This is a genomic window from Sorangium sp. So ce1153, from assembly GCF_051521595.1.
Taxonomy (GTDB): Bacteria; Myxococcota_A; Polyangia; order Polyangiales; family Polyangiaceae; genus Sorangium.
Genome location: NZ_CP150361.1, coordinates 13,559,806 through 13,580,435, shown reverse-complemented (window position 1 = coordinate 13,580,435; position 20,630 = coordinate 13,559,806). Strand labels below are relative to the sequence as shown.

Below are 20,630 nucleotides of genomic sequence, written 5' to 3'. Positions count from 1 at the left end.
CTTGGAGGCTCTCGATGTCGTTTTGCTCGCCCAGAGTCACCTTGATTCTTGCCCTGGGACTCACTGCAACAGCGTGCAGCTCGGCCCTGGAGGAGCCCCCTGATGAGACCGGTCAAACGCGTGATGCCATCCGCGACGGTTACCTGGATAACGATGACAGGGCTGTCGTGGGCATATACAACGCCGAGATCGGCGCGATCTGCACGGGGAGCTTGATTGCGCCCAACCTCGTGCTGACGGCCCGGCATTGCGTGTCGGACATGGCCAATGAGCTCGACGGCCAGATCACCTGCCGTTCCACGAAGTTCACGGACACGCACCTGGCGGGGCGGATCCTGGTGACGACGGACGCGGAGATCGGTCGAGACTCGGCCTTCTATGCCGGCCGGGAGATCGTGCTGCTGCCGGGCAACGACGCCGACAGCTTCTGCGGCAACGACCAGGCGATCCTGATCCTGGACGAGCTGATCCCGGAGAGCGACGCGGCGCCGCTCGTGCCGCGCGTCGACGTGCCCCTCGTCGAGGGCGAGGAGTACTACGCGATCGGCTTCGGGGCGACGAACGACATGAGCACCGGCGCGGGCCTGCGGCGGCGCCGCGACAAGCTGTTCATCGACTGCGTGGCCGACGGCTGCCCGGCGTCGGTGGTGAAGCGGACGGAGTGGGTCGGGGACACGGGCATCTGCGAGGGCGACTCGGGCGGGCCCAGCCTCGACCTGATGCACCGCGTGATCGGGGTGACCTCGCGCGGCGCCGAGGGCTGCGAGTATCCGATCTACGGCTATGTGTACGGCTGGGCGGAATGGATTAAAGAGACGGCCGTGCGCGCCGCCGATCTCGGAGGGTACGAGGAGCCCAGCTGGGCAAGGGGCTTCCCCACCGATCCCGTCTACTCGGCCGAGGTGGGCGCCGCCTGCGAGCAGCCGGAGCATTGCGCGACGAACGCGTGCCTCGACGGCTACTGCACGCGGCCCTGCAGCGAGATCGCGACCTGCCCGGACGGCTACAGCTGCAGCGAGGAGCTCGGCGGCTTCTGCGCGAAGCTCCCCGAGCCGCCGCCGCCCGAGGATCGCGGCGGGGACGAGGAGGCGGTCGAGGACGGGGGCGACGAGGCGTCGGCCGGGTCGTGCAGCATCAACCCGCGGCCCGACCCGACGAAGCCGGTCCCCTGGATGCTCGGCGCGGCAGGCCTGGGCGTCGCGTCGAGCCTGCGACGGCGGCGCCGCCGGGACCGGCTTGGCTGAGAGTCGCCGCGCATCCACGAAAGGCGCGCCGGGGCCCGCGCTCGTGGCGGGCGCGCCGGGGCCCGCGCTCGTGGCGGGCCTCGCGCCGCCCCCGGGCGCCGTCGGCCCCGCGCTCTCGCGGCGCGCCGCGCTCACGGCGCTCGCCGCGCTCGCGCTCGCGGCGTGCGGGCGCCGGGCCCCGGTCGCTGCCGGCGCGGCGCGCGTCGTCTCCCTCTCGCCCAGCACGACGGAGGCGGTCTGCGCGATCGGGGCCGGCGCGGCGCTCGTCGGGCGCTCCCGCCACTGCGACCACCCGCCCGAGGTGCTCCGCCTGCCCAGCGTCGGCGGCTACGCCGATCCGAGCATCGAGGCGATCGTCGCGCTCTCGCCGACCCTCGTGGCCGGCGCCCGCGGCCCCGCCGGCCCGGCGCTCGAGCAGGCGCTGCGCGGCCACGGGATCGCGACGTTCTTCCCCGAGACCGAGTCGCTCGCGCAGATCGAGGAGATGCTCGCGGGGCTCGGGCGGCTGCTCGACGCGGCCGCCGGCGCGGAGCAGGCGATCGGCCGGATCCGCGCCCGCCGCCTCGCGGTCGAGCAGGCCGTGAAGGGCATGCCGCGGGTCCGGGTCGCCCTGCTCTTCGACACCTCGCCCATCTTCGCCGCGGGCCCCGGCAGCTTCGCCGATGAGCTCATCCGGCTCGCCGGCGGCGAGAACGCGATCACCCGTGGGGGCGCTTACCCGTCGCTCAGCGTCGAGCACCTGCTCGCGCTCGATCCCGACGTGCTGCTCGACGGCGCGGCCGCCGAGGGCGAGACGCAGCCGGGCACCTCGAGGCTGGCGGCGCTCCGGGACGCCCCCGGCTGGAGGTCGCTGCGGGCCGTGCGCGAGGGGCGCGTGCGCCCGCTCCGCACCGACGTCGCGCTGCGTCCGGGGCCGCGCATCGCCGAGGGCCTCGCCGCGGTCGCCCGGGCGCTCCACGGCGACGCGCTCGCGCTCTCGGACGCGGCCGCCGCGCCCCTCTCCCCGGGCGGAGGCGCTGGCCTCGTGGGCCCGCTGCCCCCGGGGGCGCCGTGACCCGCGTGCGCGCCGACGCGCTGCTCGTCGCCCGCAAGCTCGCCGGCTCGCGGACCGAGGCGCAGGCGCTGATCATGGCCGGCAAGGTCACCTCGGGGCCCCGCCGCATCGACAAGCCGGGCACGCTGCTCCCGGAGGACGCCGAGGTCCACGTCGCCGCCGGCCCCCGGTTCGTCTCGCGCGGCGGCGACAAGCTCGAGCACGCGCTCGCCGCCTTCGAGGCGCACGGCCTCGACGTCGCCGGCAAGACCTGCGTCGACGTGGGCGCCTCGACGGGCGGCTTCACGGACTGCCTGCTCCAGCGCGGCGCGGCGCGGGTCTTCGCCGTCGACGTCGGCTACGGCCAGCTCGCCGCCAGGCTCCGCGCCGACCCGCGCGTCGAGGTGCGCGACAGGGTCAACGCCCGCGAGCTCCAGCGGGAGGACTTCGACAGCCCCATCGACCTCGTCGTCGTCGACGCGTCGTTCATCAGCATCGCCCGGCTGATCGACGCGATCGCCCGCCTGCTGCGCCCCTCGGGCGACCTCGTGGCACTGATCAAGCCGCAGTTCGAGGCGGGCCGCGAGGCCGCCGCCCGCGGCCGCGGCGTCATCCGCGACGAGGCGACCCGCCTCGCGGCGATCGCCGAGGCCCGCCAGGCCGTCGAGGCCGCGGGCTTCTCGGTCGTCGGCGAGGTCGACAGCGCGGTGCGCGGGCCGAAGGGGAACGTCGAGCACTTCGTCCACGCGCGGCGCGCGGGCTAGGCGCCTCGCCCGGCGCGCAGGCCGGCCTCGCCGTCCGCCCGCCGCGGCGGACGAGGCCGCCGGAATCCGTGGAGAATCCAGCACTTAACACGTTCGACACGGGGCGCGGCGCGCCCCGACAAAGCTGACGGGCCGCGTAGACAATGGTAGACGCGACGGGTACACGCGCTCTCGGCCGCTGCTTGGCGGCCGTGGCCACCGGCGGGCGACCCACACGCGGCCCGGCGACAGGGAGGACGACGACATGCTCGGACGACGGGGTTTGGTGAGGATGATCGCCGGTGCGCTCGCGCTGAGCGCGCTGGCGCTCGGCTGCGGCAAGAAGAGCGAGGGGTCGGGGGGCGACCCGGCGAAGCACGCGCAGGACGACCCCGAGTGGAAGGTCGGCGCCTACTTCAGCCTCTCGGGCGAAGAGACGGCGTTCGGCATCGACTCCAAGGAGGGTATCGATCTCGCCATCGACGAGATCAACGCCGCCGGCGGGGTCAAGGGCAAGCCGATCCATATCCTGTACGAGGACAACAAGTCGAAGCCCGAGGAGGCGACCAACAAGGTCTTGCAGCTCATCGATCGAGACCACGTCCTCGCCCTCCTCGGCGAGGTCGCCTCGTCCCGGTCGCGCGCCGGCGGCATCGTCGCCAACAAGAAGAAGGTGCCGATGATCTCGCCGTCGTCCACGAACCCGGACGTGACGAAGGTCGGGCCCTTCGTGTTCCGCGCCTGCTTCACGGACGACGTGCAGGGCCAGATGGGCGCGCAGTTCATCGTGAACACGCTCGGCAAGAAGAAGGTCGGGCTCTTCTTCGCCTCCGACGACCTCTACTCGTCGGGCCTCGCCAACGAGTTCCGCGCCGAGGTGAAGCGCCTCGGCGGCGAGATCGTCATGGAGAAGAGCTTCCTCAAGAAGGAGACCAACTTCACGACGTACATCAACGAGCTCAAGTCGGCGAACCCCGAGATGATCTACGCGCCCATCTATTACACGAGCATGGCCCCCATCGCGCGGCAGGCCAAGGCCGCGGGCGTTCCGGGCAGCATGTTCGTCGGCACCGACGGGTGGGACGCGAACGAGCTCCTGCGCGACGCAGCGGAGGAGCTGGAGGGCGCGTACTTCACGAACCACTACGCGCCGGACGTCCCCTGGCCCAACTCGCAGGCCTTCGTGAAGAAGTACCAGGAGCGGTACAAGCGCACGCCGTCGAGCATGGGCGCGCAGGGCTACGACGCCGCCAGGCTGCTCGCCGACGCGATGGGCCGCGCCAAGGAGATGACGCCGGACGGCATCCGGCAGGCGATCCAGGACACCAAGGGTTTCCAGGGCGCGACGGGGGTCATCACCATCGACGCCGAGCGCAACGCCGACAAGCCGGTCGTGATTGTCCGGATCAAGGACAAGCAGTTTACCTACTACGCGACGGTCAACGACAAGGCTGCGAAGCAGTAGTGGTCGTCCACGCCGCGCGCGGCGGTCCGGTCCGGTCCGCACCGGGCGCGGTGAAGAGGTCTCCATGGAGAAGATCGTGAACGCCCTGATCACGGGGCTCGCCCAGGGGTCGATGATCGCGCTCGTCGCCCTCGGCTACACGATGGTTTACGGCATCCTCAAGCTCATCAACTTCGCTCATAGCGAGGTCTTCATGATGGGCGCCTTCGCCGGGCTGTTCGGGATCACGGCGTTCGGCGCCCAGGACGCGCCGCTGGTAGCGGGCGTGGCCGGCACGCTGTTCGCGATGGCGTTCGCGGGCGTGCTCGGGGTCGTCGTCGAGAAGGTGGCTTATGCGCCGCTGCGGTCCCGGGGCCGGGGCCTCGCGAACACCCGGATCACGCCGCTCGTGACGGCGCTCGGGATGAGCGTCCTCCTCCAGAACCTGGCGCAGCTCCTCTTCACCGCCCGCTACCGCGGCTATCCGCAGCTCCTGCCGATCGAGCACACGCGCAAGGTGATCTTCGTCTCCTCGATCCTGGTGATGATCGCGCTGGAGCTGCTCGTGCGGCGCACCTGGACGGGCAAGGCGATGCGCGCGCTCAGCGTGAACATCGAGGCCGCCCGGCTGATGGGCATCCGCACGGGCCGCATCATCGCGCTCACCTTCATCACGGGCTCGATGCTCGCGGCGGTGGGCGCGGTGCTCTACTGCCTCGACCAGTCGCAGGTGTACCCCACGATGGGCGTCGTGATCGGCAACCGCGCCTTCGTGGCGGCGGTCATCGGCGGCATCGGCAACATCACGGGCGCCATGCTCGGGGGCATGCTGATCGGGATCATCGGCGAGATGACGAAGCTCACGCCGTACTCCGGCCTTCAGGACGTCCTCGTCTTCGCGGTGCTGATCGGGGTGCTCCTCGTGAAGCCGACGGGCCTGCTCGGCACCACCGGGACCGAGAAGGTCTAGCGCTCAGCGCGGCCTCGGCCGGCCCGAGCCGCCCGAGGCGCCGGCTGGCCGACGCGCCGGCTGTTCCTGCGGTATGCTCGCCGCATGCGACGCCTCGCCCTCGTCATGCCGCTCTCGCTGCTGGCGGCGTGCGCCGCGACGCCCCCGGCCAACTGGGCTCGCGGCGGCGCGCTGCTCGACATCCCCCGCGCCCGCTGGGTGTATGCCGACCTGGCGGTCGACGTCATGCCGGACGGCAAGATCTTCGTGAACGGCGACCACGAGCTCAACGTGGATCGCGGCGGGCGGGTGTTCGGCCTGGAGGCCGAGCCGGTGGCGTTGCTCGAGCGGGACGGCCGGGTCACGGGCCCGGACGACGACGCGCTGGGCAAGATCGGCGTGCTGCACGCCTCGCTGCCGGGCGAGGCGACCGCCTGGCTCACGGTGGCCGAGACTGGCGCGGTGATCCGCTACGCGGAGGACGGCGAGCGGCAGACGTTCGGCGTCTGGATGGGGTGCGAGGCGACGGCGCGGGCGCACCAGACGTGCACGCTGGTCACGCACGTCCTCGGGCTGCGCATCCGGAAGCTGGAGCGCCAGGCCACGACGGAGCCGGTCCGCCTGGGGCTCGGGAGCGGCTTCGGGATCGGCGTCGGGTCGCCGTTTCCGTAGCGCGGAGGCGGCGCTCTATTTGAGCAGCCAGCCGAACAGCATCCTCTTCGTCGTGTCGCGGGCGACCTGCGCCAGCGAGTCGACGAGCGGGATCTCCTTCGGGCACACCTCGACGCAGTTCTGTGACTTGCCGCAATCGGTGATGCCGCCCTCGCCCATCACGGACTCGAGGCGCTCGTTCTCGTGCATCGCGCCCGATGGATGCATGTTGTAGAGCCGCACCAGGTTGATCGCGAAGGCGCCCACGAACTTCGTCCCGTCGTTGTACTGCGGGCACGCCTCGACGCAGCAGCCGCACGTCATGCAACGGGAGAGCGGATACCGCTCCTCCTGCCGCTCCGGCGACTCGCGCGGCCCCGGGCCGAGCTCGTGCGTGCCGTCGATGTCAATCCACGCGCGCACGCGCTTCATGTCCTCGAACATCCGGCTCCGATCGACGAGCAGGTCGCGGACGAGCGGGAACTTGGACATGGGCTCCAGCGTGATCACCTCGCCCTTCGGCGCGATCTGGTCGATGAGCGCGGAGCAGGCCTGACGGACCCGGCCGTTGATCACCATCGTGCACGAGCCGCACACCTCTTCCAGACAGACCGCCTCCCAGACGACCGGAGCCACCTCCTTGCCGTCCGCGGTCCGCGGATCCTTCTGGATCTGCTGGAGCGCGCTGATGACGTTCATCTGCGGCAGGTAAGGGACCTTGAACTCCTCCCAGCGCCGCGACTCCGGCTGATCCGCGGTGTCCTGCCGCCGCACGCGCAGGTGCACCAGCCGGCCGTCGCCCCGCGCCTGCGCCGGCGCCGCCGCCCCGTTCGCCTTGTCTCCGCTCGCCTTGGCCATCCTACACGCTCTTCTGCGACAGCTTGCCCGTCGTCTGGACGTTCGCTGCGCTCGCGGCGCTCGCCGCGCCCGCCTGATCGTACTTTCGCTCCCGCGGCGCCACCAGCGACGTGTCGACCGCGTCCGTCACGTGGACCGACCGGCCGGCGCACGCGTAGTCGAACTCGCGGACGAACCTCACCGAGCCCTTCTCCTCGTGACGAGCCAGCGTCGTGCGCTGCCACTCGGCGTCGTTCCGCACCGGGAACTCCGGCTTGTAGTGCGCCCCGCGCGACTCGTCGCGGCGCCTCGCCCCCTCGGCGATGACCCGCGCGAGCACCAGCATGTTCTCGAGGTGACGCACGAACTGCGCCCCCTGGTTCACCCGCGGGGCCGTGTCCGTGCACCGGATCCGCCCGGCCCGGTCCTCGAGCTCGCCGAGCTTCTCGAGCACCCGGTCGAGCGTGGCGTTGTCGCGCTCGATCGTGCAGTCGCGCAGCATCACCTCGCCGAGCTCCTGGTGCAGCCGATAGGCGTTCTCCGGCTGCTTCGCGTCCTGGTTCTGCGTCAGGATGCGCTGGTAGTCGGCCTCGGCGCGCTTCTCGGCCTTGTCGAAGATCGAGCGCGGCAGGTCCAGCGCGCTCCGCTTGATGCTCTTCTGGTAGCTCGCGACCGCGGGACCGCACACCATGCCGCCATAGATGCACGAGAGCAGCGAGTTGGCGCCGAGCCGGTTGGCCCCGTGATACTGGTAGTCCACCTCGCCGACCGCGTAGAGGCCAGGGATGCTCGTCGCGTGGTTGCGCGGCGACCCGGCCTTGAGCGAGCCCCGCGCGTCCGCCTCGTAGTCGACCCACAGGCCGCCCATCGAGTAATGGACCGCCGGGAAGACCTTCATCGGGTTCGTGTACGGGTCGGTGCCGGCGAACTTCTCGTAGATCTCGAGGATGCCCGCGAGCTTCGCCCGGAGGAACTTCTCGTCCTTGTGCGTCAGGTCGAGGTAGACCTCGTTCTCGTTCCTGCCCGTCGCGGCGCTATAGATGCCGCGCCCCTCGTGGAAGCACGTCTTGAAGATCGCGCGCGCGGCGATGTCCCGGGGGACGAGGTTGCCGTAGCCGGGGTACATCCGCTCGAGGAGGTAGTCGCGCTCCTTCTCGGGGATGTCCCGCGGGCTCCGCGCGTCGCCCTTGTCCTTCGGCACCCAGACGCGGCCGCCCTCGCCGCGCGCGCTCTCGGAGATGAGCCGCAGCTTGTCCGCGCCCGGGATCGCCGTCGGGTGCACCTGGATGAACTCGCCGTTCGCGTACACGGCGCCCTGCTGGTAGACCGCCGACGCGGCCGTCCCGGTGCAGATGACGCTCAGCGTGGAGCGGCCGAAGACGATGCCGCAGCCGCCGGTCGCGAGCACGACCGCGTCGCCCGTGAAGGCGCGGATCTGCATCGACTTCAGGTCCTGCGCGACGCAGCCGACGCAGGTGCCGGAGTCGTCGAGGATCGCCCCGAGGAAGTCCCAGAACTCGTGCTTCCGGACCATCTTCTCGCCCGGGATCGACACGCCGTGCTCGTCGGTCACGTCGGCGAGCTCGAACCGCCGCACCTGCTCGTCGAGCGCGTAGAGCAGCTGCTGCCCCGTCGTCGCGCCGGCGAACGCCGTGCGGTGGAACAGCGTGCCGCCGAAGCGGCGGAAGTCGAGCAGGCCCTCCGGCGTCCGGTTGAACGGCACGCCCATGCGATCGAGCATGTACACGATGCCCGGCGCGGCCTCCGCCATCCCCCGGATCGGCGGCTGGTTCGCGAGGAAATCGCCGCCGTAGGCCGTCTCCTCGAGGTGGACCTGGGGGCTGTCGCCCTCGCCCTTCGTGTTCACCGAGGCGTTGATGCCGCCCTGCGCGCACACGGAGTGGGAGCGCTTCACCGGCACGAGCGAGATGAGGTCGACCGGGACCTTCGCCTCGCACAGCTTGATCACCGTCATCAGGCCGGCGAGGCCGCCCCCGACGACGACCACGCGCCGAACCTTCCCCCCCTCGCTCCTCGTCGTGCTCTTCGCCGCCATGTTCGATCCCAGTGCTCCCGCGCCGCTCCCACCCGGGCGCGGCCGCTACGATGGTCAGTGCGAGGCCGGCGCGAGCGGCTCGGCCGGGACGCCAGGCACGCCCGTCACGCCCGCCGCGCCCGTCGACGCGCGCGCGCCGGTAGGAGACGCGATGTCCGCGCAGGTGCGGGCCCCCTCCGCGGCCGGGCTCGGCGTCCCGGGGAACGGCGCGCCGGTCGCGAAGTAGACCACCGTGTTGGCGCCGAGCGCGAAGACCACGAGGCCCGCCAGGCCGAAGACCACCGCCGCCGTCCGCTGCGCCCGGCGCGACACGGTGACCCCCCACGAGAAGCAGAAGCCCCAGAGGCCGTTGGCGAAGTGAAAGACGCTCGCCGCGATGCCGAAGATGTAGACGAGCGCCATCACCGGGACGCCGCCCATGGTCGACGCCATGCTGGCGCAGAGGCGCGGGTAGAAGTCCTCGGGCGCCATCCGGCCCAGCCACTTCTGCGCCCAGTACTGCCAGAGGTGGAGGCTGATGAACGCGAACGCGAGCAGGCCCGTGACCCGCTGCATCGTGTACATCCAGTTGCGCGAGTACGTGTAGCGGCCGACGTTCGGCCTGCCCTCGAGCGCCAGCTTCACCCCGTAGATGGCGTGGAACGCGAGCGGCAGCACGACGAGCCCGATCTCGAGCACAGGCAGGTACGGCATGTGCGAGATCTCAGAGACCGCGGCGTCGAACCGCTCCTGCCCCTGGAGCGCCTTCGCGTTCGTCCAGAAATGAAAGAGCAGGAAACCGCCCACAGGGAGGGCGCCGGTGAGAGAATGCAGCTTGCGCAGGAGAAAGGACCGGCGGCTCTGGGAAGAGAGCGACCTCGCGGGGGTTGCCTCGGACACGCTGACCTCGATGGAAGGCGGGCGCGGCGGGTGTATGGGATGCCCCGGGTGACGTCAAGGTGAACCCAGTCGACACTTTCGGCCGAATTTCCGCTGCCTTCAGCGCGCCGAGCGGCGGCGCGACGACGGGCAGCGCGACGACAGGCGGCGCGCCGCCCCGCGCGAGGCGTCCGGCGCCGAGCGGCGGCGCGCCGACCGAGCGCGACGATGGGCGGCGGCCGCTCCTCGACCGTGCGCGCCGTGCGCCCGCGATCGCGGCCGCCGCCCTGCTCGCGCTCGGCGCGGCGATCGCCGGCGCCGGCTGCGGCGCGCAGGGCGGCGGGGAGCCGGTGAGCCCGGCCCTCAGCGCGTCGCCCGCGGCCCAGGCAGAGCTGCGCCGCATCCTCACGCGCTTCGCGAACGGCGCGCGCGCCGAGCGCCTCGCGCTCGAGCCGGAGCTCCTCGCCTTCCGGAAGCGCTACCCGGGCGACGACCTCGCGCGCGTCGCCGACACCCACCTCGCCTGGATCGCGCTGGAGCAGGGAGACATCCGCCGCGCCGAGGCGCTCTCGGCCGAGATCGAGGCGCGGGGGCGGGGCGCGACCGGGGACATCGCGCGCGTGCTCCGCGGCGCGGCGCTGCGGCGCGCCGGCAAGCCGAAGCCCGCCTACGGGGTGCTGCGCCCGCTGGTGAGCAAGGTGATCGACCCGTACGTGCGCTCGCTCCTCAACGAGGAGGTGACCGCCGCCGCGATGGAGGCGGGCGCGTGGACGCAGGCGATCGAGCTGATGAGCGTCTGGCTGCGCGAGGCGAGCGACGACGAGCGCGCCGCGGTGCGGGCGCAGATCGGGGCGCTGCTGCGCAAGGTGCCGATCGAGCGCCTCGTGGGCGCGCTGCGCGCCGGGCAAGCGGCCGGCGAGGTCGTGGAGCCGGAGGTCGACCTGCGCTCGCTGATCGCCGAGCGCCTCGCGATCGTCGCCCGCGAGCGCCGCGACGTGGCGCTCGCGAAGGAGCTGCTCGACCGGGCGGGCCCGCTGCTCGGCGCGCAGGGCGACGCGCTGTCGGAGCTCTGGACCGGCGCGGGGACGGCGCGCGTCGAGCCGCCCACGGTCGGCCTGCTGCTCTCGACGCGCACGCTGCAGTCGCGGCGCCGCGGCGTCGAGGTCGCCGCCGGCGTGGCGCACGGGCTCGGGCTGCTGAGGCCGGGGTCGGACGCGCGGCTCGTGAGCCGCGACGTCGGCGGGGAGGGCAGCGTCGACGAGGCGCTGAGCAGCCTGACGGCCGAGGGCGCCGCGGTGCTCATCGCGGGCTCCGACCGGGAGCAGGCGACCGCGGTGGCGAAGTTCGCGCGGGCGAACGCGATCCCGGTGCTGCTCGTCCACCCGCCGGAGCCGGCGGCGCTGGACGGCGCGTTCGTCTTCGTCGTGGGCGAGGAGCCCGCGAGGAGCATCGAGGTGCTCGCGGCCGCGCTCGCCGAGCGGGGCGCGAAGCCGGTGGCGCTCGTGGGCGGCGACGCCGGCGCCCAGCAGGACGCGGACGCCTCGGCTGGCGGCGCGCCGCCGGGCTCGGCTGGCGGCGCGACGCCGGGCTCGGCTGGCGGCGCGCCGCCGGGCCCTGCAAGCGGGGCCGGGGGGCCAGGCGCGTCCGCGGCGGCGTCGGGCGCGGCCACGGCGGCGCCGGCCGAGGGCGGCGTCGCGCTCGCGCTCCCCTGTGACGGGGCGTTCGACCCGCGCGCGCTCCGGCCGCCGGGGATCCGGGGGCTCATCCTGGCCGGCGACGCGCCCTGCGCGGAGCAGGCGCTCCGCGCCGCCCCGCGCTCGGTGACGATCGCGCTCGGCTTCGAGGCGGCCATCTCGCCGCCGCCGGGGTCCCTGGTCGCGACGGCGGGGCTCTTCCCGTTCGCCGCGGCGCCCGCCAGCGCGCAGCGCCTGCCGGGCGGGGACGCGCCGGGCGCGCCGCCCCAGGACGCACCGGGCGCGGCGGTCGCGCTCGAGGCGTGGCTCGCCACCCACCCGACGCCACCGAGCTTCTGGGCGGCGCTCGGGCGCGACGCCGGCGTGCTCGCCTGGGCCGGGGTGCAGCGGCTGCCGAAGACGGGCACCGAGGACCCGGCGGAGGTGAAGGCGCGGCGGCTCGCGGCGGCGAGCGCCCTGAGCAGGGCGGCGGCCGAGCTGTGGACGACGTCGGCGACCGGCTTCGGCGGCAAGCGCGTGCTCCCGAGGGCGATCGGGTACCGCGAGATGGGGAAAGCGCGATGAGCGGGGCGGACCGCCCGGCCGGCGCCCGAGCAGCACGTAGACGCCGCGCCGGCGGGTCGTCCTGGGGCTGCTCCGGCCTCCCGGGGCGCGTAGCATGGCGGCGCATGATCCGCCGAGCCCTCTCCTGTGCCGCCGCCGCCGCGCTGATGGCGATCGCCCCGGCCGCGCTCGCCGACCGCGTGGCGATGCTCCCCGCGCGCGGCGGCACCGACGCGGCCGCCCGCGGCGCCGCGGAGGCTGACATCGCGCGCGCGCTCGCCGCCCTCGGCCACACCCAGGCGCCGGGCAGCGCGGTCGCGGCCGCGCTCAAGGGTGTCGCCGACGGCGTCGCCGACACCGCGGACGAGTACCGCGCCGTGAGCGCGCAGACCGGCGCGGAGTGGGTCCTGACCGGCACCGTCGAGCCTGCGGTCACGACCACCCGGGTCGAGCTCACCGCGTACCTCGCCTCGACGGGCCGGGTCGAGTCGGTCGCGCGCGAGGTCGACAGGGACCAGTCGTCGCGCCAGACGCAGGAGATGCTCGACGTGCTCCTGCGCCCCGAGGGCGTCGGCGTCGGCGCGCTCCCCTGGGAGCGCCCCGTGCGGGCTCCGCCGGCGAGCGCGCCGCCTCCGTCCGCGGGCGGGACGGTCGTGCTGCCCCCGGTGCCCGCGGCGCCGGAGGCGCCTCCGGCGAAGGAGGTGATGATGGCGTACCCCCTCGGGCCGGAGCGCGTCTGGCCTGCGTACTCGGGCGGGCGCCGGCTCGCCGTCTCCGCGTCGCTCGGGGCCGCCGTCGCGGCGGCGCGCCTCCCGGGCGCGAGCGGCAGCGCTGCCTCCCTGGTCGGGGCGGCGCGCGTGGCCTACGCGCTCGGCGACCGCGGGTTCGAGCTGTTCGCCGGCGGCGGCGGCAACCTGGTCGGGCCGTTCGCCGCCTGGCTCGAGGGCGGCGCGCGCCTGCTGCTGACGCCCAGCCTGGCGCCGCAGGACGGCGCGTGGCGCGCGTTCCCGCTCCACGTCGGCCCGGCGCTCCACCTCGGCGCGTTCTTCAGGTCCGGCGCCGGCGTGGTCGGGCCCGGCGGCGCGACGTACCGCGGCGATCTCGAGGTGCGCCCGGTGATCGGGGCGTCGCTCGACGTCGTGCTCGCGCTGAGCTCGTCGGTGCAGCTCGAGGCCCAGCTCGGCAACCTCCGGTGGGTCCCGGCCGGGGACGGCTCCTTGCTCCTGCTCGGCGCCACGCTCGGCGCCGGGGCCCGGTTCTGACGCATGCGCATCGAGCTACCGAGCCGCCGCAGCACGATCCGCCTCGCCCGCGCGCTCGCCGGCTGCCTCGAGGGCGGCGATCTCGTCGTCCTCGCCGGCGACCTGGGCGCCGGAAAGACGTTCTTCGCTCGCGCCCTCTGCCGGGCGCTCGGCGTGCCGCCGGCGCTCCCGATCACGAGCCCGACCTTCACGCTGGTTCACGAGCACGAGGGCCGCGTCCCGATCGCGCACGCCGACGCGTACCGCCTCGGCGGCGCGTCCGCTGGAGGGGACGCGCACCGCGCCGCGGCGGCAGAGCTCGCCCACCTCGGGCTGCGCGAGCGTCGAGCCGAGGGGGCGCTCGTGGTGGTGGAGTGGGGCGAGCCGTTCGTGGAGGCGCTCGGCGGGGACGCGCTCCTGATCCACCTCGCCGTCCCGGCGGATGCGGCGGATGGCAGCGCGCCGGGCCGCGCCGCGGAGATCGGGGCGACGGGCGAGCGCAGCCGCGCGGTGCTCGAGGCGCTAAAGAGAGCGCTGCTCTCGTGAACTCGGCTCCTCGTGGCGGTGTGGTCGCGGGTAAGCAGTTCGGTGGAGGTGCTGCCGCATGGGTCCGCTGCGCCTCGGGCGGCAGCGATCCTCATGCGCCGCTTCAGCCGAGCTGCCGAAGCTTCTTTTCCAGGTAGTAGGCCGCAGCCTGGCAGTAGGGCGGCAAGAGACCGCCAGCATCCGGAGTCGACGAAAGCTCCAGCAGTGCCTTCACGCGTGCGGCCCTCGGCGCTTTCCTCTGAAATTCGGAGCGGAGGGCGTCGATCACGGACCTCCGGTTCCGTCGAAGGCGGGCGATGTTGAGGTTCAAGCGCTCGATCTGCGCTTCGGCGCTGGCGTGCATCGTGGGCTCCAGGCCATGCGCGGGTCGCATCTCCCCCTGGTTTGTGTACGAGAACATCGAACTGACGTCGGGCGGCAACGCCGCCGGGTTCAGCTCGAGCGGCTGCTCCTCCCTCGGAAGATGTCCGCGGTAGGTGTCGCAGTGATAGCGGTCGCGGTGATCTCCTCCGCCATCGCCGTGGATGCCCACGTCGCCTAGGCAGACCCCGAGGAGGTTGTCCCAATCGAAGACCAGCTCCGGCGACAGCGAGCGCGTCCTGAAATGCTCGATCTTCATGCCCTCGGCGCTGGGCGGCCCTGGCAGCCTGGACATGCAGTACGCGCAGAGCCCGTGCTGCTCGTTGAACGCGTGCTCCCGCATCTGCTGCCGCTGCGTCCCGTGCACCGAACTCCAAGCCGCGCCGGGCGTACCCCGGAGGTCGGCCAGGCAAGCGGGCTCGCGATCCTTCTCAATCCGGCGCATCGCCGGTCTCCGCCATGGAGAGCTCCCATCGCGCGGCGACGATCTGAGCGTCGTCCTCGCCGAGAAGGCTCGACAACTCCGCCAGCAGCGCCTTCGCCTCCACGAGCTGGCCGTCGTCGATCAAACGTGCCAGCTCGTCGAGCTTCTCTCGCGTTTCCTTCAAGCGTGACGGGGCGCCGAGGATGTCCTCCAGGATGGTGTTGGCGTCCTTTCCCGCGATCCTCTCAACCCGGTGCGCCTGGTGATCCGGGTCGAGGAGACGCACCGAGCCGCGCGGGGCTGCGGACATCACCTGAGGCGAGTGTGTCGTCACGACGAACTGGAGGCCCGGGAAGGCGTGAAGGAGATCATCGAGCACGCGCCATTGCCACGCGGGGTGGAGGTGGAGATCCACCTCGTCGATGAGCACGACGCCCGTCGCCCGCGCCGGGGCCTCGGCGCCGAGAGACGGATTGAGCTGCGTCGCGCGCCACGCGATGTCTGCCGCCACCGCGATGAGGTTCCGCTGGCCGTCGGAGAGGGCGCCGAAGGGGAGGGAGGAGCCGTCCCTGAAATCGACGCGCAGCTCCTGGTGGTTGGCGCTGTAATAGATCCGGCGAGCGCCCTCGAGGCAGGCGCAGGCCGCCGCGCTCACCCCCTCCAGCTCGGGGCTTCGCACCTCGGAGAGCGGGCGCCCCTCCTCCGCAGCGCGCGCGAGGCGCTGGACGCGATCCTCCTCGCGCCAGGCCATCCAGGCCTCGAATCCCTTCTGGTCGGACGCGGCCTCGAGTGCCGCCCGGTAGCCTTGAAGCCTGGACTTCAGGCCCGCCTTCTCAGGCTTCTTGTCCCGCTTGTGGCGCCAGAGCCGACCTGTGCCGTAGTAGGCCAGCACTGGGAGCGCGATGGATTCGGCATCCGCCATGCCATCCTCGATGTTACGTCGAATCGTTTGGACTTGGTTCGCTTCCAGCGGGACCGCTTGACCGTCCGATGTGATGCGGCTCGTCGTCGTGCGGCCGTCCGCGCTGCGAAGCTCCCTCGCCCAACCTGCCGGCCCCATCAGCGTCTGTCCGTTCGCTTCGACGCGCACCGGATAACATGTCGCCACGCTCGGGACGCCGCCGTGCATCGTCGTAACGAAGCGCGCTGCCGACCTCGGGATCGGGCGGTCGTCCCGGCTCGCGTTGAAGAAGCTCAGCCACGCGCCCAGCGCCACCGCCAGCCCTTCGAGCACGGTCGTCTTGCCCGTCCCGTTGCGGCCGACGAGCACCGTGAGCCGCGGCTCCAGATGCAGCGCGAACCGCTCGAACGCGCGGAAGTTGATCAGCCGGATCTCGTCGATTCGCATCGAGGCTCGACGGGTGATACGCGCTGGAAACTTGGGGAGCTAGTGGTTTCCGCCAGGGTCGCCGGGTCCGCTGGTCGCCACCTTGGGCAGGTTGAGCACCGGCGTGACTGCACGCCTCCCTCGCCTCTCGCCGCCGTGCCACGCCTCCACCATGGCGCAGCCGGCCATGGCGCAACCGGCACCGCCGCGCGGTGCGAAGGCGCCGCCGCGGCGGCGCAGCCCTACCCCCGTGGCCCCGGTAACAACGCCGCCGGACGCGCATGCCCGACCCCGGATGGCCGCTCTGCAGCCATCTCTCCGGTGCCCGCGCCTCCTCGGCTGACGCAACGGCACGACGAGGCAGGCGGGCTGCGCCGCTGATCGCACACCAGACCCCATGCGCCGGGGCGTTGCGTGGTACAAGGGCGGCACGGTGAACGGACGCGCTGAGACCAGCCGCAGCGAGCTGCTCGACAAGGCGCTGGGGCCGGTCCTCGGGTTCCTCGACAACATCGGCACCATCGTCACGCTCACCTTCCAGACGGTCGTCTGGCTGGTGCGTCCGCCGTTCCGCCCCGCGCAGTTCCTCGCGGCGATGGACTTCATGGGGGCCCAGTCGGTCTTCATCGTCGGCCTGACCGGCGTCTTCAGCGGCATGGTCGTGACGCTGCAGACGTCTTACGCGCTGCGCGCGTTCAGCGCCGAGGGCCGGGTGGGCGGCCTCGTCGCTGTCTCGCTCGCCCGCGAGCTCGCGCCGGTCTTCTCGGCGATCATGGTCACGGCCCGCGCCGGCAGCGCCCTGGCCGCGGAGCTCGGCAACATGCGCGTCACCGAGCAGATCGACGCGATCGCGACGATGAGCGTGAGCCCCGTGCAGTACCTGCTCTCGCCCCGGCTCTTCGCCGCGACGGTGATGCTGCCGCTCCTGTGCATCCTCTACACGAGCGTCGGCATGTGCGGCTCGTACCTCGTCGCGGTGGTCTGGCTCGGCGGCGACGCGGGCGCGTTCTTCCAGAGCGTCCGCGACTTTGCCCTCCCCAGCGACATCTCGATGGGGCTCATCAAGGCGTGCGTCTTCGGGTTCATCATGTCGGCGATCTCGTGCCGGCACGGCTTCTTCGCCTCGGGCGGCGCGCGCGGCGTCGGCGTCGCGACGACGCGCGCGGTCGTCGAGAGCTGCGTCACCGTGCTGATCACGAACTACATCCTGACGCAGCTGCTGCTCGGCGTGTGAGCCCTGCGGTCCGGCTGATATTCGCATTGCCCTGTTGGCCTCCACGGTAGGCCCCCGGAGAGGGTGCTCGTCGCGCGGCGCAGGGACGGGCTGATGTTTGAGCGCAAGTATTACCCCCTTGGCGTCCACGGTAGGCCCCCGGAGAGGGTGCTCGTCGCGCGGGGTGGGGACGGGCTGGTGTCTGAGCGCAATTGACGTGCTGTGTCCGTCGTGCGCAGCACGACGGGCACAGCACGTCTCACGCGAGTTCAGCCCGTCCCTGCCCCGCGCGACGAGCACCCTCTCCGGGGGCCGGGCGCCTCGGCGGGACCTCCCCCGGCTCGAGCGATGCGCTCGGGAGACGCAGCGCTACCGCAACGTGCTGGGCGGGTCAGGCTCGCGCAGCGCGATCAGCGCCGGCGACAGCTGCACCGGGTAGCGCGCCGGCGCGCGCAGGTGCGCGACCGCGTACGGGAGCAGCTGGCGCGCGGCCACGGAGCGCTCGCGCCCGACGCTCGGCGGCTCGGGCGACTCGAGGGCGTGCCCGCCGCGCACCACCGCGCGCGCGAGCGGGGTGAGCCTCGCGACCCCGAGCGCGCGCGGCGCCAGCATCCGCTCGTGCGCGAGGTGGATCACGTCGGTGACCGCCCGCCCCGCCTCGTCGAAGTAGCGCGCCACCATCTTGCGCCCCGCGATCACGTCGCCGCGACCGCTCGTGCCCTGCCGGAGCGCCCACGCGCCCGACTCCTCCAGCGCCACCAGCTCGTAGCGCACCGCGGGCAGCCCCTCCCCGGGCTCGGCCAGCCCCGAGGCGACCCAGCCGCCGGCGGTCGTGCCCACGCGCCGCGCCTCGAGGAGCAGCGCCTCCTCGTCGCGCCCGCCGAGGTCGATCACCCGGTCGGCGTACCAGGGCCAGCTGCCCTCGAGCGGCGATGGCGGCGGCGCGAGTTCGCCGAGGTCGATCCCCGCCTCGCCGCGGAACGGGATGCCGAGCGCCGCGGCCGCGAGCGCGCTCGTCGTCGCCGCCGTGCCGCCCACGTGCGCCGCGCGGGCGAGCGCCAGCGCCTCGTCGGCGAACGGCACGCGCGCCGACGACCCGTCGACGACGGCGCCGCCGTCCGAGGCGATGTGGAGCCGCGCCGCCCGCGTCGCCGCGGCCGTGCCCCGGCGGAGCGCCGGCACGAGCAGCGCGCCCACGAGGAGCGCCTCGACGAACGGCCCCTCCACCGAGACGACCGGCGTGCCCGGGAAGGCGACCGTCCCGTCGGGCATCGCGTCGATGTCGACCGAGAGCGGCGCGCCGGCGAGCCGCTCGACGAGCGCGTCGCTCAGGCCGCAGGCCGCGCGCGCCGCGAAGACCTCCGCCGCGTCGAGGCGCCCGCCGTCGAGGGCGAGCGCGTCGAGCGCCGACTCGACGCCGGCGACCACGAGGAACCCCGCGTGCGGCGGCATCGCCGTGAAGGCGAGCTCGAAGCTCGCGCGCCGGTCGCCGACGCCCGCGCGCAGCAGGCGGTCGGCGTCGAGCAGCGCGCGTCCATCGCTGAGCAGCGGGCTCGCTCGCACCGTCGCCGCCGGCATCGGCCTCGCTCAGAGCCGCTCGGCCAGCATCCGCGTGCCGGCGACCGTCGAGGCGTCGTCGAAGAGGAACGGCAGGATCACGGTCGGCACCTCGCCGAGCTCGCGGCGCAGGCGGGCCAGGCTCTCGTGCTGCACCGACTCGCGCATCGCCCGCCGCGCGCCGGCCACCACGGCGCTCTCGACGGTGTGCGCGGCGCGCGCCGGCGCCTCGATGTCGAGGCGCCCCGGATCGACGAGCAGCGCCCGGCGCTCCTCGGGCGAGAACAGCGGCGGCAGCACGCTGTTGATGATCAGCCGGTGGACGGGCAGGCCGAGCTCGCCCCGGACCTCCGCGACGAGCTCGACGGTCTCGGTGGCCGGCATCTCCTCCGGGAGCGTCACGACGACGACCCCGCTCCGCGCCGGGTCCCTGAACATCGCCCACGCCGCCTCGGCGTCCCGGCGCAGGATGCCCGGCGGCGCCACGTCGAGGATCACCTTCGGCACGCGCAGCATGTCCATGCCGTGCCCCGTCGCGGGCGCGTCGAGCAGGACCACGTCGAAGCGGTTCGAGCCGTCCGCGAGCAGCTCGGTCGTGTGGAACCAGGCCTTGCCGAGCATCGCCCACTCGTAGAGGCCGGGCACCGCGCGGAAGAAGGTGCGCGTGTACTTGTTGTCGAAGACGAGATCGGCCGCGGCGCGCACCTTGAGGACCATCTCGCCGTACTCCCGGAGGGCCTTGTCGGGCGAGATGTTCACCGCCCACACCCGCTCGGCCACCGGGGTGACCTCCTGGCCGATGGGCTTCGTGCCGAGGATGGCCGAGAGCCGCTCCTTCGTGTTGCACATCGCCACGAGGACGCGCTTGCCGCGGGCGGCGAAGGCGAGGGCGAGCGCGCCGGAGATCGTCGTCTTGCCGACGCCTCCCTTGCCGGTCACGAACAGGAAGCGCCGGCGCTCGAGCTCCGGGAGGGCCTGGCCGAGTCCGCCGGCTTGCGAGGCTTGGTGGGCGCTGCTCATTCCGGGATAGCGGAGTTAGGCGCAAGCTCAGGCGAAGGCAACCCCGGATCAAGGAAACGGGCTCTGCTATGCATCGCGTATGCGCATCACCGAGCGAGACCTCGAACCGCTGAACCGACGCTTCCAGGGCGCGCCGCCCGTCGAGCTTCTCCGTTTCATCCGCGAGTCCTTCGGCCCCCGCGCGGCCATCATGAGCAGCATGCAGCGGGCCGGGACCGCGCTCTGCCACATGGCCGACCGCGCCGGGCTCTCCTTCGACGTCGTCTTCGTCGACACCGGCGTGCTCCACGCCGAGACGCTCGCCACGCGCGACGAGCTCGCGCGCACCCACCCCAACCTTCGCGTCGTCACGCTCTCGCCCGAGCGCAGCTTCATGCAGCAGACGCGCGAGGAGGGGCTGCTCTACCTGTCGAAGGAGGGGCAGGAGCGGTGCTGCGAGCTCCGCAAGTCCGTCCCGCTGGGCGCCATCCGGGGCCGCTACGACGCGCTCGTCGCGGCGCTCAGGCGCGGCGAGGGCGGCGCCCGCGCGAAGGTCGCCCCGTTCGGCCTCGACCCCGGGAACAACGTGATCCGCGTCCACCCCTTCGCGTCGCTGGACGGCGAGGGCCTCGACGCGTACTTCGCCGCGCACCCGGACGCGGTCGAGAACCCGCTGCACGCGATGGGCTTCCGCACCATCGGCTGCTTCCCGTGCACGACGCCCGTGCTGCCCGACGAGCCGGAGCGCGCCGGGCGCTGGCGCCACCTCGCGAGCGTCGAGTACTGCGGGATCAACCCGGTGGACCGGGGCGAGACCGACGGCGGCGTGGAGCTCGACGACCGCTACCAGCGCCTCTTCGCGGCGTGACGATTCGCCTGCGAACCCCGGTTCGCGGCAGCTCGATCTTGAC

At 73.1% G+C, this 20,630-nt stretch carries 18 protein-coding genes; 11 read left to right on the top strand and 7 right to left on the bottom strand.

Annotated features, from left to right (window positions below):
* Positions 1-14 precede the first annotated feature (14 nt).
* The 6 genes from WME85_RS49465 to WME85_RS49440 all read left to right on the top strand — a co-directional run bounded on the left by WME85_RS49465 (position 15) and on the right by WME85_RS49440 (position 6,085).
* Entirely contained in the window at positions 15-1,244 is a 1,230-nt protein-coding gene (locus WME85_RS49465) for a trypsin-like serine peptidase (RefSeq protein WP_437832241.1), read from the top strand.
* On the top strand, positions 1,237-2,298 hold the full coding sequence (locus WME85_RS49460; protein WP_437832238.1) for an ABC transporter substrate-binding protein: 1,062 nt from the start codon (positions 1,237-1,239) through the stop codon (positions 2,296-2,298). The genes WME85_RS49465 and WME85_RS49460 overlap by 8 nt, the downstream gene beginning before the upstream one ends.
* Positions 2,295-3,041, top strand: a complete 747-nt coding sequence (locus WME85_RS49455) for a TlyA family RNA methyltransferase (protein ID WP_437306002.1) — start codon at positions 2,295-2,297, stop codon at positions 3,039-3,041. Before WME85_RS49460 ends, WME85_RS49455 begins: the two co-directional genes overlap by 4 nt.
* A gap of 244 nt (positions 3,042-3,285) precedes the next feature.
* A complete protein-coding gene (locus tag WME85_RS49450; RefSeq protein WP_437832235.1) occupies positions 3,286-4,485 on the top strand; it encodes an ABC transporter substrate-binding protein in 1,200 nt (399 codons plus the stop codon).
* Between the two features lie 64 nt (positions 4,486-4,549).
* Positions 4,550-5,434, top strand: a complete 885-nt coding sequence (locus WME85_RS49445) for a branched-chain amino acid ABC transporter permease (protein WP_437832232.1) — start codon at positions 4,550-4,552, stop codon at positions 5,432-5,434.
* An 84-nt stretch (positions 5,435-5,518) separates the two neighbouring features.
* A complete protein-coding gene (locus WME85_RS49440; RefSeq protein ID WP_437832230.1) occupies positions 5,519-6,085 on the top strand; it encodes a hypothetical protein in 567 nt (188 codons plus the stop codon).
* A 15-nt stretch (positions 6,086-6,100) separates the two neighbouring features.
* On the opposite strand, the gene sdhB is transcribed toward WME85_RS49440, so the two are convergent.
* Genes sdhB through WME85_RS49425 form a run of 3 tightly spaced genes read right to left on the bottom strand, consistent with a single transcriptional unit; the run spans position 6,101 to position 9,836 of the window.
* Positions 6,101-6,922, bottom strand: a complete 822-nt coding sequence (gene sdhB, locus WME85_RS49435) for a succinate dehydrogenase iron-sulfur subunit (RefSeq protein ID WP_437305998.1) — start codon at positions 6,920-6,922, stop codon at positions 6,101-6,103.
* A gap of 1 nt (position 6,923) precedes the next feature.
* A complete protein-coding gene (gene sdhA / locus WME85_RS49430) occupies positions 6,924-8,957 on the bottom strand; it encodes a succinate dehydrogenase flavoprotein subunit (protein WP_437832227.1) in 2,034 nt (677 codons plus the stop codon).
* A 54-nt stretch (positions 8,958-9,011) separates the two neighbouring features.
* Complete coding sequence (locus tag WME85_RS49425; RefSeq protein ID WP_437832224.1) at positions 9,012-9,836, bottom strand: succinate dehydrogenase cytochrome b558 subunit; 825 nt, start codon at positions 9,834-9,836, stop codon at positions 9,012-9,014.
* 59 nt (positions 9,837-9,895) lie between these two features.
* Here WME85_RS49425 and WME85_RS49420 point away from each other — a divergent pair, with 59 nt between their 5' ends.
* The 3 genes from WME85_RS49420 to tsaE all read left to right on the top strand — a co-directional run bounded on the left by WME85_RS49420 (position 9,896) and on the right by tsaE (position 13,839).
* Complete coding sequence (locus tag WME85_RS49420; protein ID WP_437832223.1) at positions 9,896-12,073, top strand: hypothetical protein; 2,178 nt, start codon at positions 9,896-9,898, stop codon at positions 12,071-12,073.
* 104 nt (positions 12,074-12,177) lie between these two features.
* Positions 12,178-13,314 (top strand): hypothetical protein, encoded by a 1,137-nt coding sequence (locus WME85_RS49415; RefSeq protein ID WP_437832220.1) that lies wholly within the window; start codon positions 12,178-12,180, stop codon positions 13,312-13,314.
* Positions 13,315-13,317: 3 nt separating this feature from the next.
* Positions 13,318-13,839, top strand: coding sequence for a tRNA (adenosine(37)-N6)-threonylcarbamoyltransferase complex ATPase subunit type 1 TsaE (tsaE, locus tag WME85_RS49410; RefSeq protein WP_437832217.1), 522 nt, complete (start codon positions 13,318-13,320; stop codon positions 13,837-13,839).
* 103 nt (positions 13,840-13,942) lie between these two features.
* On the opposite strand, the gene WME85_RS49405 is transcribed toward tsaE, so the two are convergent.
* Both WME85_RS49405 and WME85_RS49400 read right to left on the bottom strand, forming a co-directional pair.
* The gene (locus WME85_RS49405; protein WP_437832214.1) at positions 13,943-14,644 is read right to left on the bottom strand and encodes a retron system putative HNH endonuclease; all 702 of its coding nucleotides are present in this window, start codon (positions 14,642-14,644) and stop codon (positions 13,943-13,945) included.
* The gene (locus WME85_RS49400; RefSeq protein ID WP_437832212.1) at positions 14,631-15,971 is read right to left on the bottom strand and encodes an AAA family ATPase; all 1,341 of its coding nucleotides are present in this window, start codon (positions 15,969-15,971) and stop codon (positions 14,631-14,633) included. Before WME85_RS49400 ends, WME85_RS49405 begins: the two co-directional genes overlap by 14 nt.
* A gap of 412 nt (positions 15,972-16,383) precedes the next feature.
* Between WME85_RS49400 and WME85_RS49395 the strand changes: the two genes are divergently transcribed.
* Positions 16,384-17,184, top strand: a complete 801-nt coding sequence (locus WME85_RS49395; protein WP_437832210.1) for an MlaE family ABC transporter permease — start codon at positions 16,384-16,386, stop codon at positions 17,182-17,184.
* 348 nt (positions 17,185-17,532) lie between these two features.
* Here WME85_RS49395 and WME85_RS49390 read toward each other — a convergent pair whose 3' ends face one another.
* Both WME85_RS49390 and WME85_RS49385 read right to left on the bottom strand, forming a co-directional pair.
* A complete protein-coding gene (locus WME85_RS49390) occupies positions 17,533-18,741 on the bottom strand; it encodes a hypothetical protein (RefSeq protein WP_437832208.1) in 1,209 nt (402 codons plus the stop codon).
* A 9-nt stretch (positions 18,742-18,750) separates the two neighbouring features.
* Positions 18,751-19,740 (bottom strand): ArsA family ATPase, encoded by a 990-nt coding sequence (locus WME85_RS49385; protein ID WP_437832205.1) that lies wholly within the window; start codon positions 19,738-19,740, stop codon positions 18,751-18,753.
* Positions 19,741-19,819: 79 nt separating this feature from the next.
* Between WME85_RS49385 and WME85_RS49380 the strand changes: the two genes are divergently transcribed.
* A complete protein-coding gene (locus WME85_RS49380; RefSeq protein WP_437832202.1) occupies positions 19,820-20,587 on the top strand; it encodes a phosphoadenosine phosphosulfate reductase family protein in 768 nt (255 codons plus the stop codon).
* Positions 20,588-20,630 lie beyond the last annotated feature (43 nt).

Coding starts and splice junctions, on each gene's coding strand:
- WME85_RS49465 (WP_437832241.1), top strand. CDS start 15: ATGTCGTTTTGCTCGCCCAGAGTCACCTTGATTCTTGCCCTGGGACTC.
- WME85_RS49450 (WP_437832235.1), top strand. CDS start 3,286: ATGCTCGGACGACGGGGTTTGGTGAGGATGATCGCCGGTGCGCTCGCG.
- WME85_RS49445 (WP_437832232.1), top strand. CDS start 4,550: ATGGAGAAGATCGTGAACGCCCTGATCACGGGGCTCGCCCAGGGGTCG.
- WME85_RS49440 (WP_437832230.1), top strand. CDS start 5,519: ATGCGACGCCTCGCCCTCGTCATGCCGCTCTCGCTGCTGGCGGCGTGC.
- sdhB (WP_437305998.1), bottom strand. CDS start 6,922: ATGGCCAAGGCGAGCGGAGACAAGGCGAACGGGGCGGCGGCGCCGGCG.
- sdhA (WP_437832227.1), bottom strand. CDS start 8,957: ATGGCGGCGAAGAGCACGACGAGGAGCGAGGGGGGGAAGGTTCGGCGC.
- WME85_RS49415 (WP_437832220.1), top strand. CDS start 12,178: ATGATCCGCCGAGCCCTCTCCTGTGCCGCCGCCGCCGCGCTGATGGCG.
- tsaE (WP_437832217.1), top strand. CDS start 13,318: ATGCGCATCGAGCTACCGAGCCGCCGCAGCACGATCCGCCTCGCCCGC.
- WME85_RS49405 (WP_437832214.1), bottom strand. CDS start 14,644: ATGCGCCGGATTGAGAAGGATCGCGAGCCCGCTTGCCTGGCCGACCTC.
- WME85_RS49400 (WP_437832212.1), bottom strand. CDS start 15,971: ATGCGAATCGACGAGATCCGGCTGATCAACTTCCGCGCGTTCGAGCGG.
- WME85_RS49390 (WP_437832208.1), bottom strand. CDS start 18,741: ATGCCGGCGGCGACGGTGCGAGCGAGCCCGCTGCTCAGCGATGGACGC.
- WME85_RS49385 (WP_437832205.1), bottom strand. CDS start 19,740: ATGAGCAGCGCCCACCAAGCCTCGCAAGCCGGCGGACTCGGCCAGGCC.
- WME85_RS49380 (WP_437832202.1), top strand. CDS start 19,820: ATGCGCATCACCGAGCGAGACCTCGAACCGCTGAACCGACGCTTCCAG.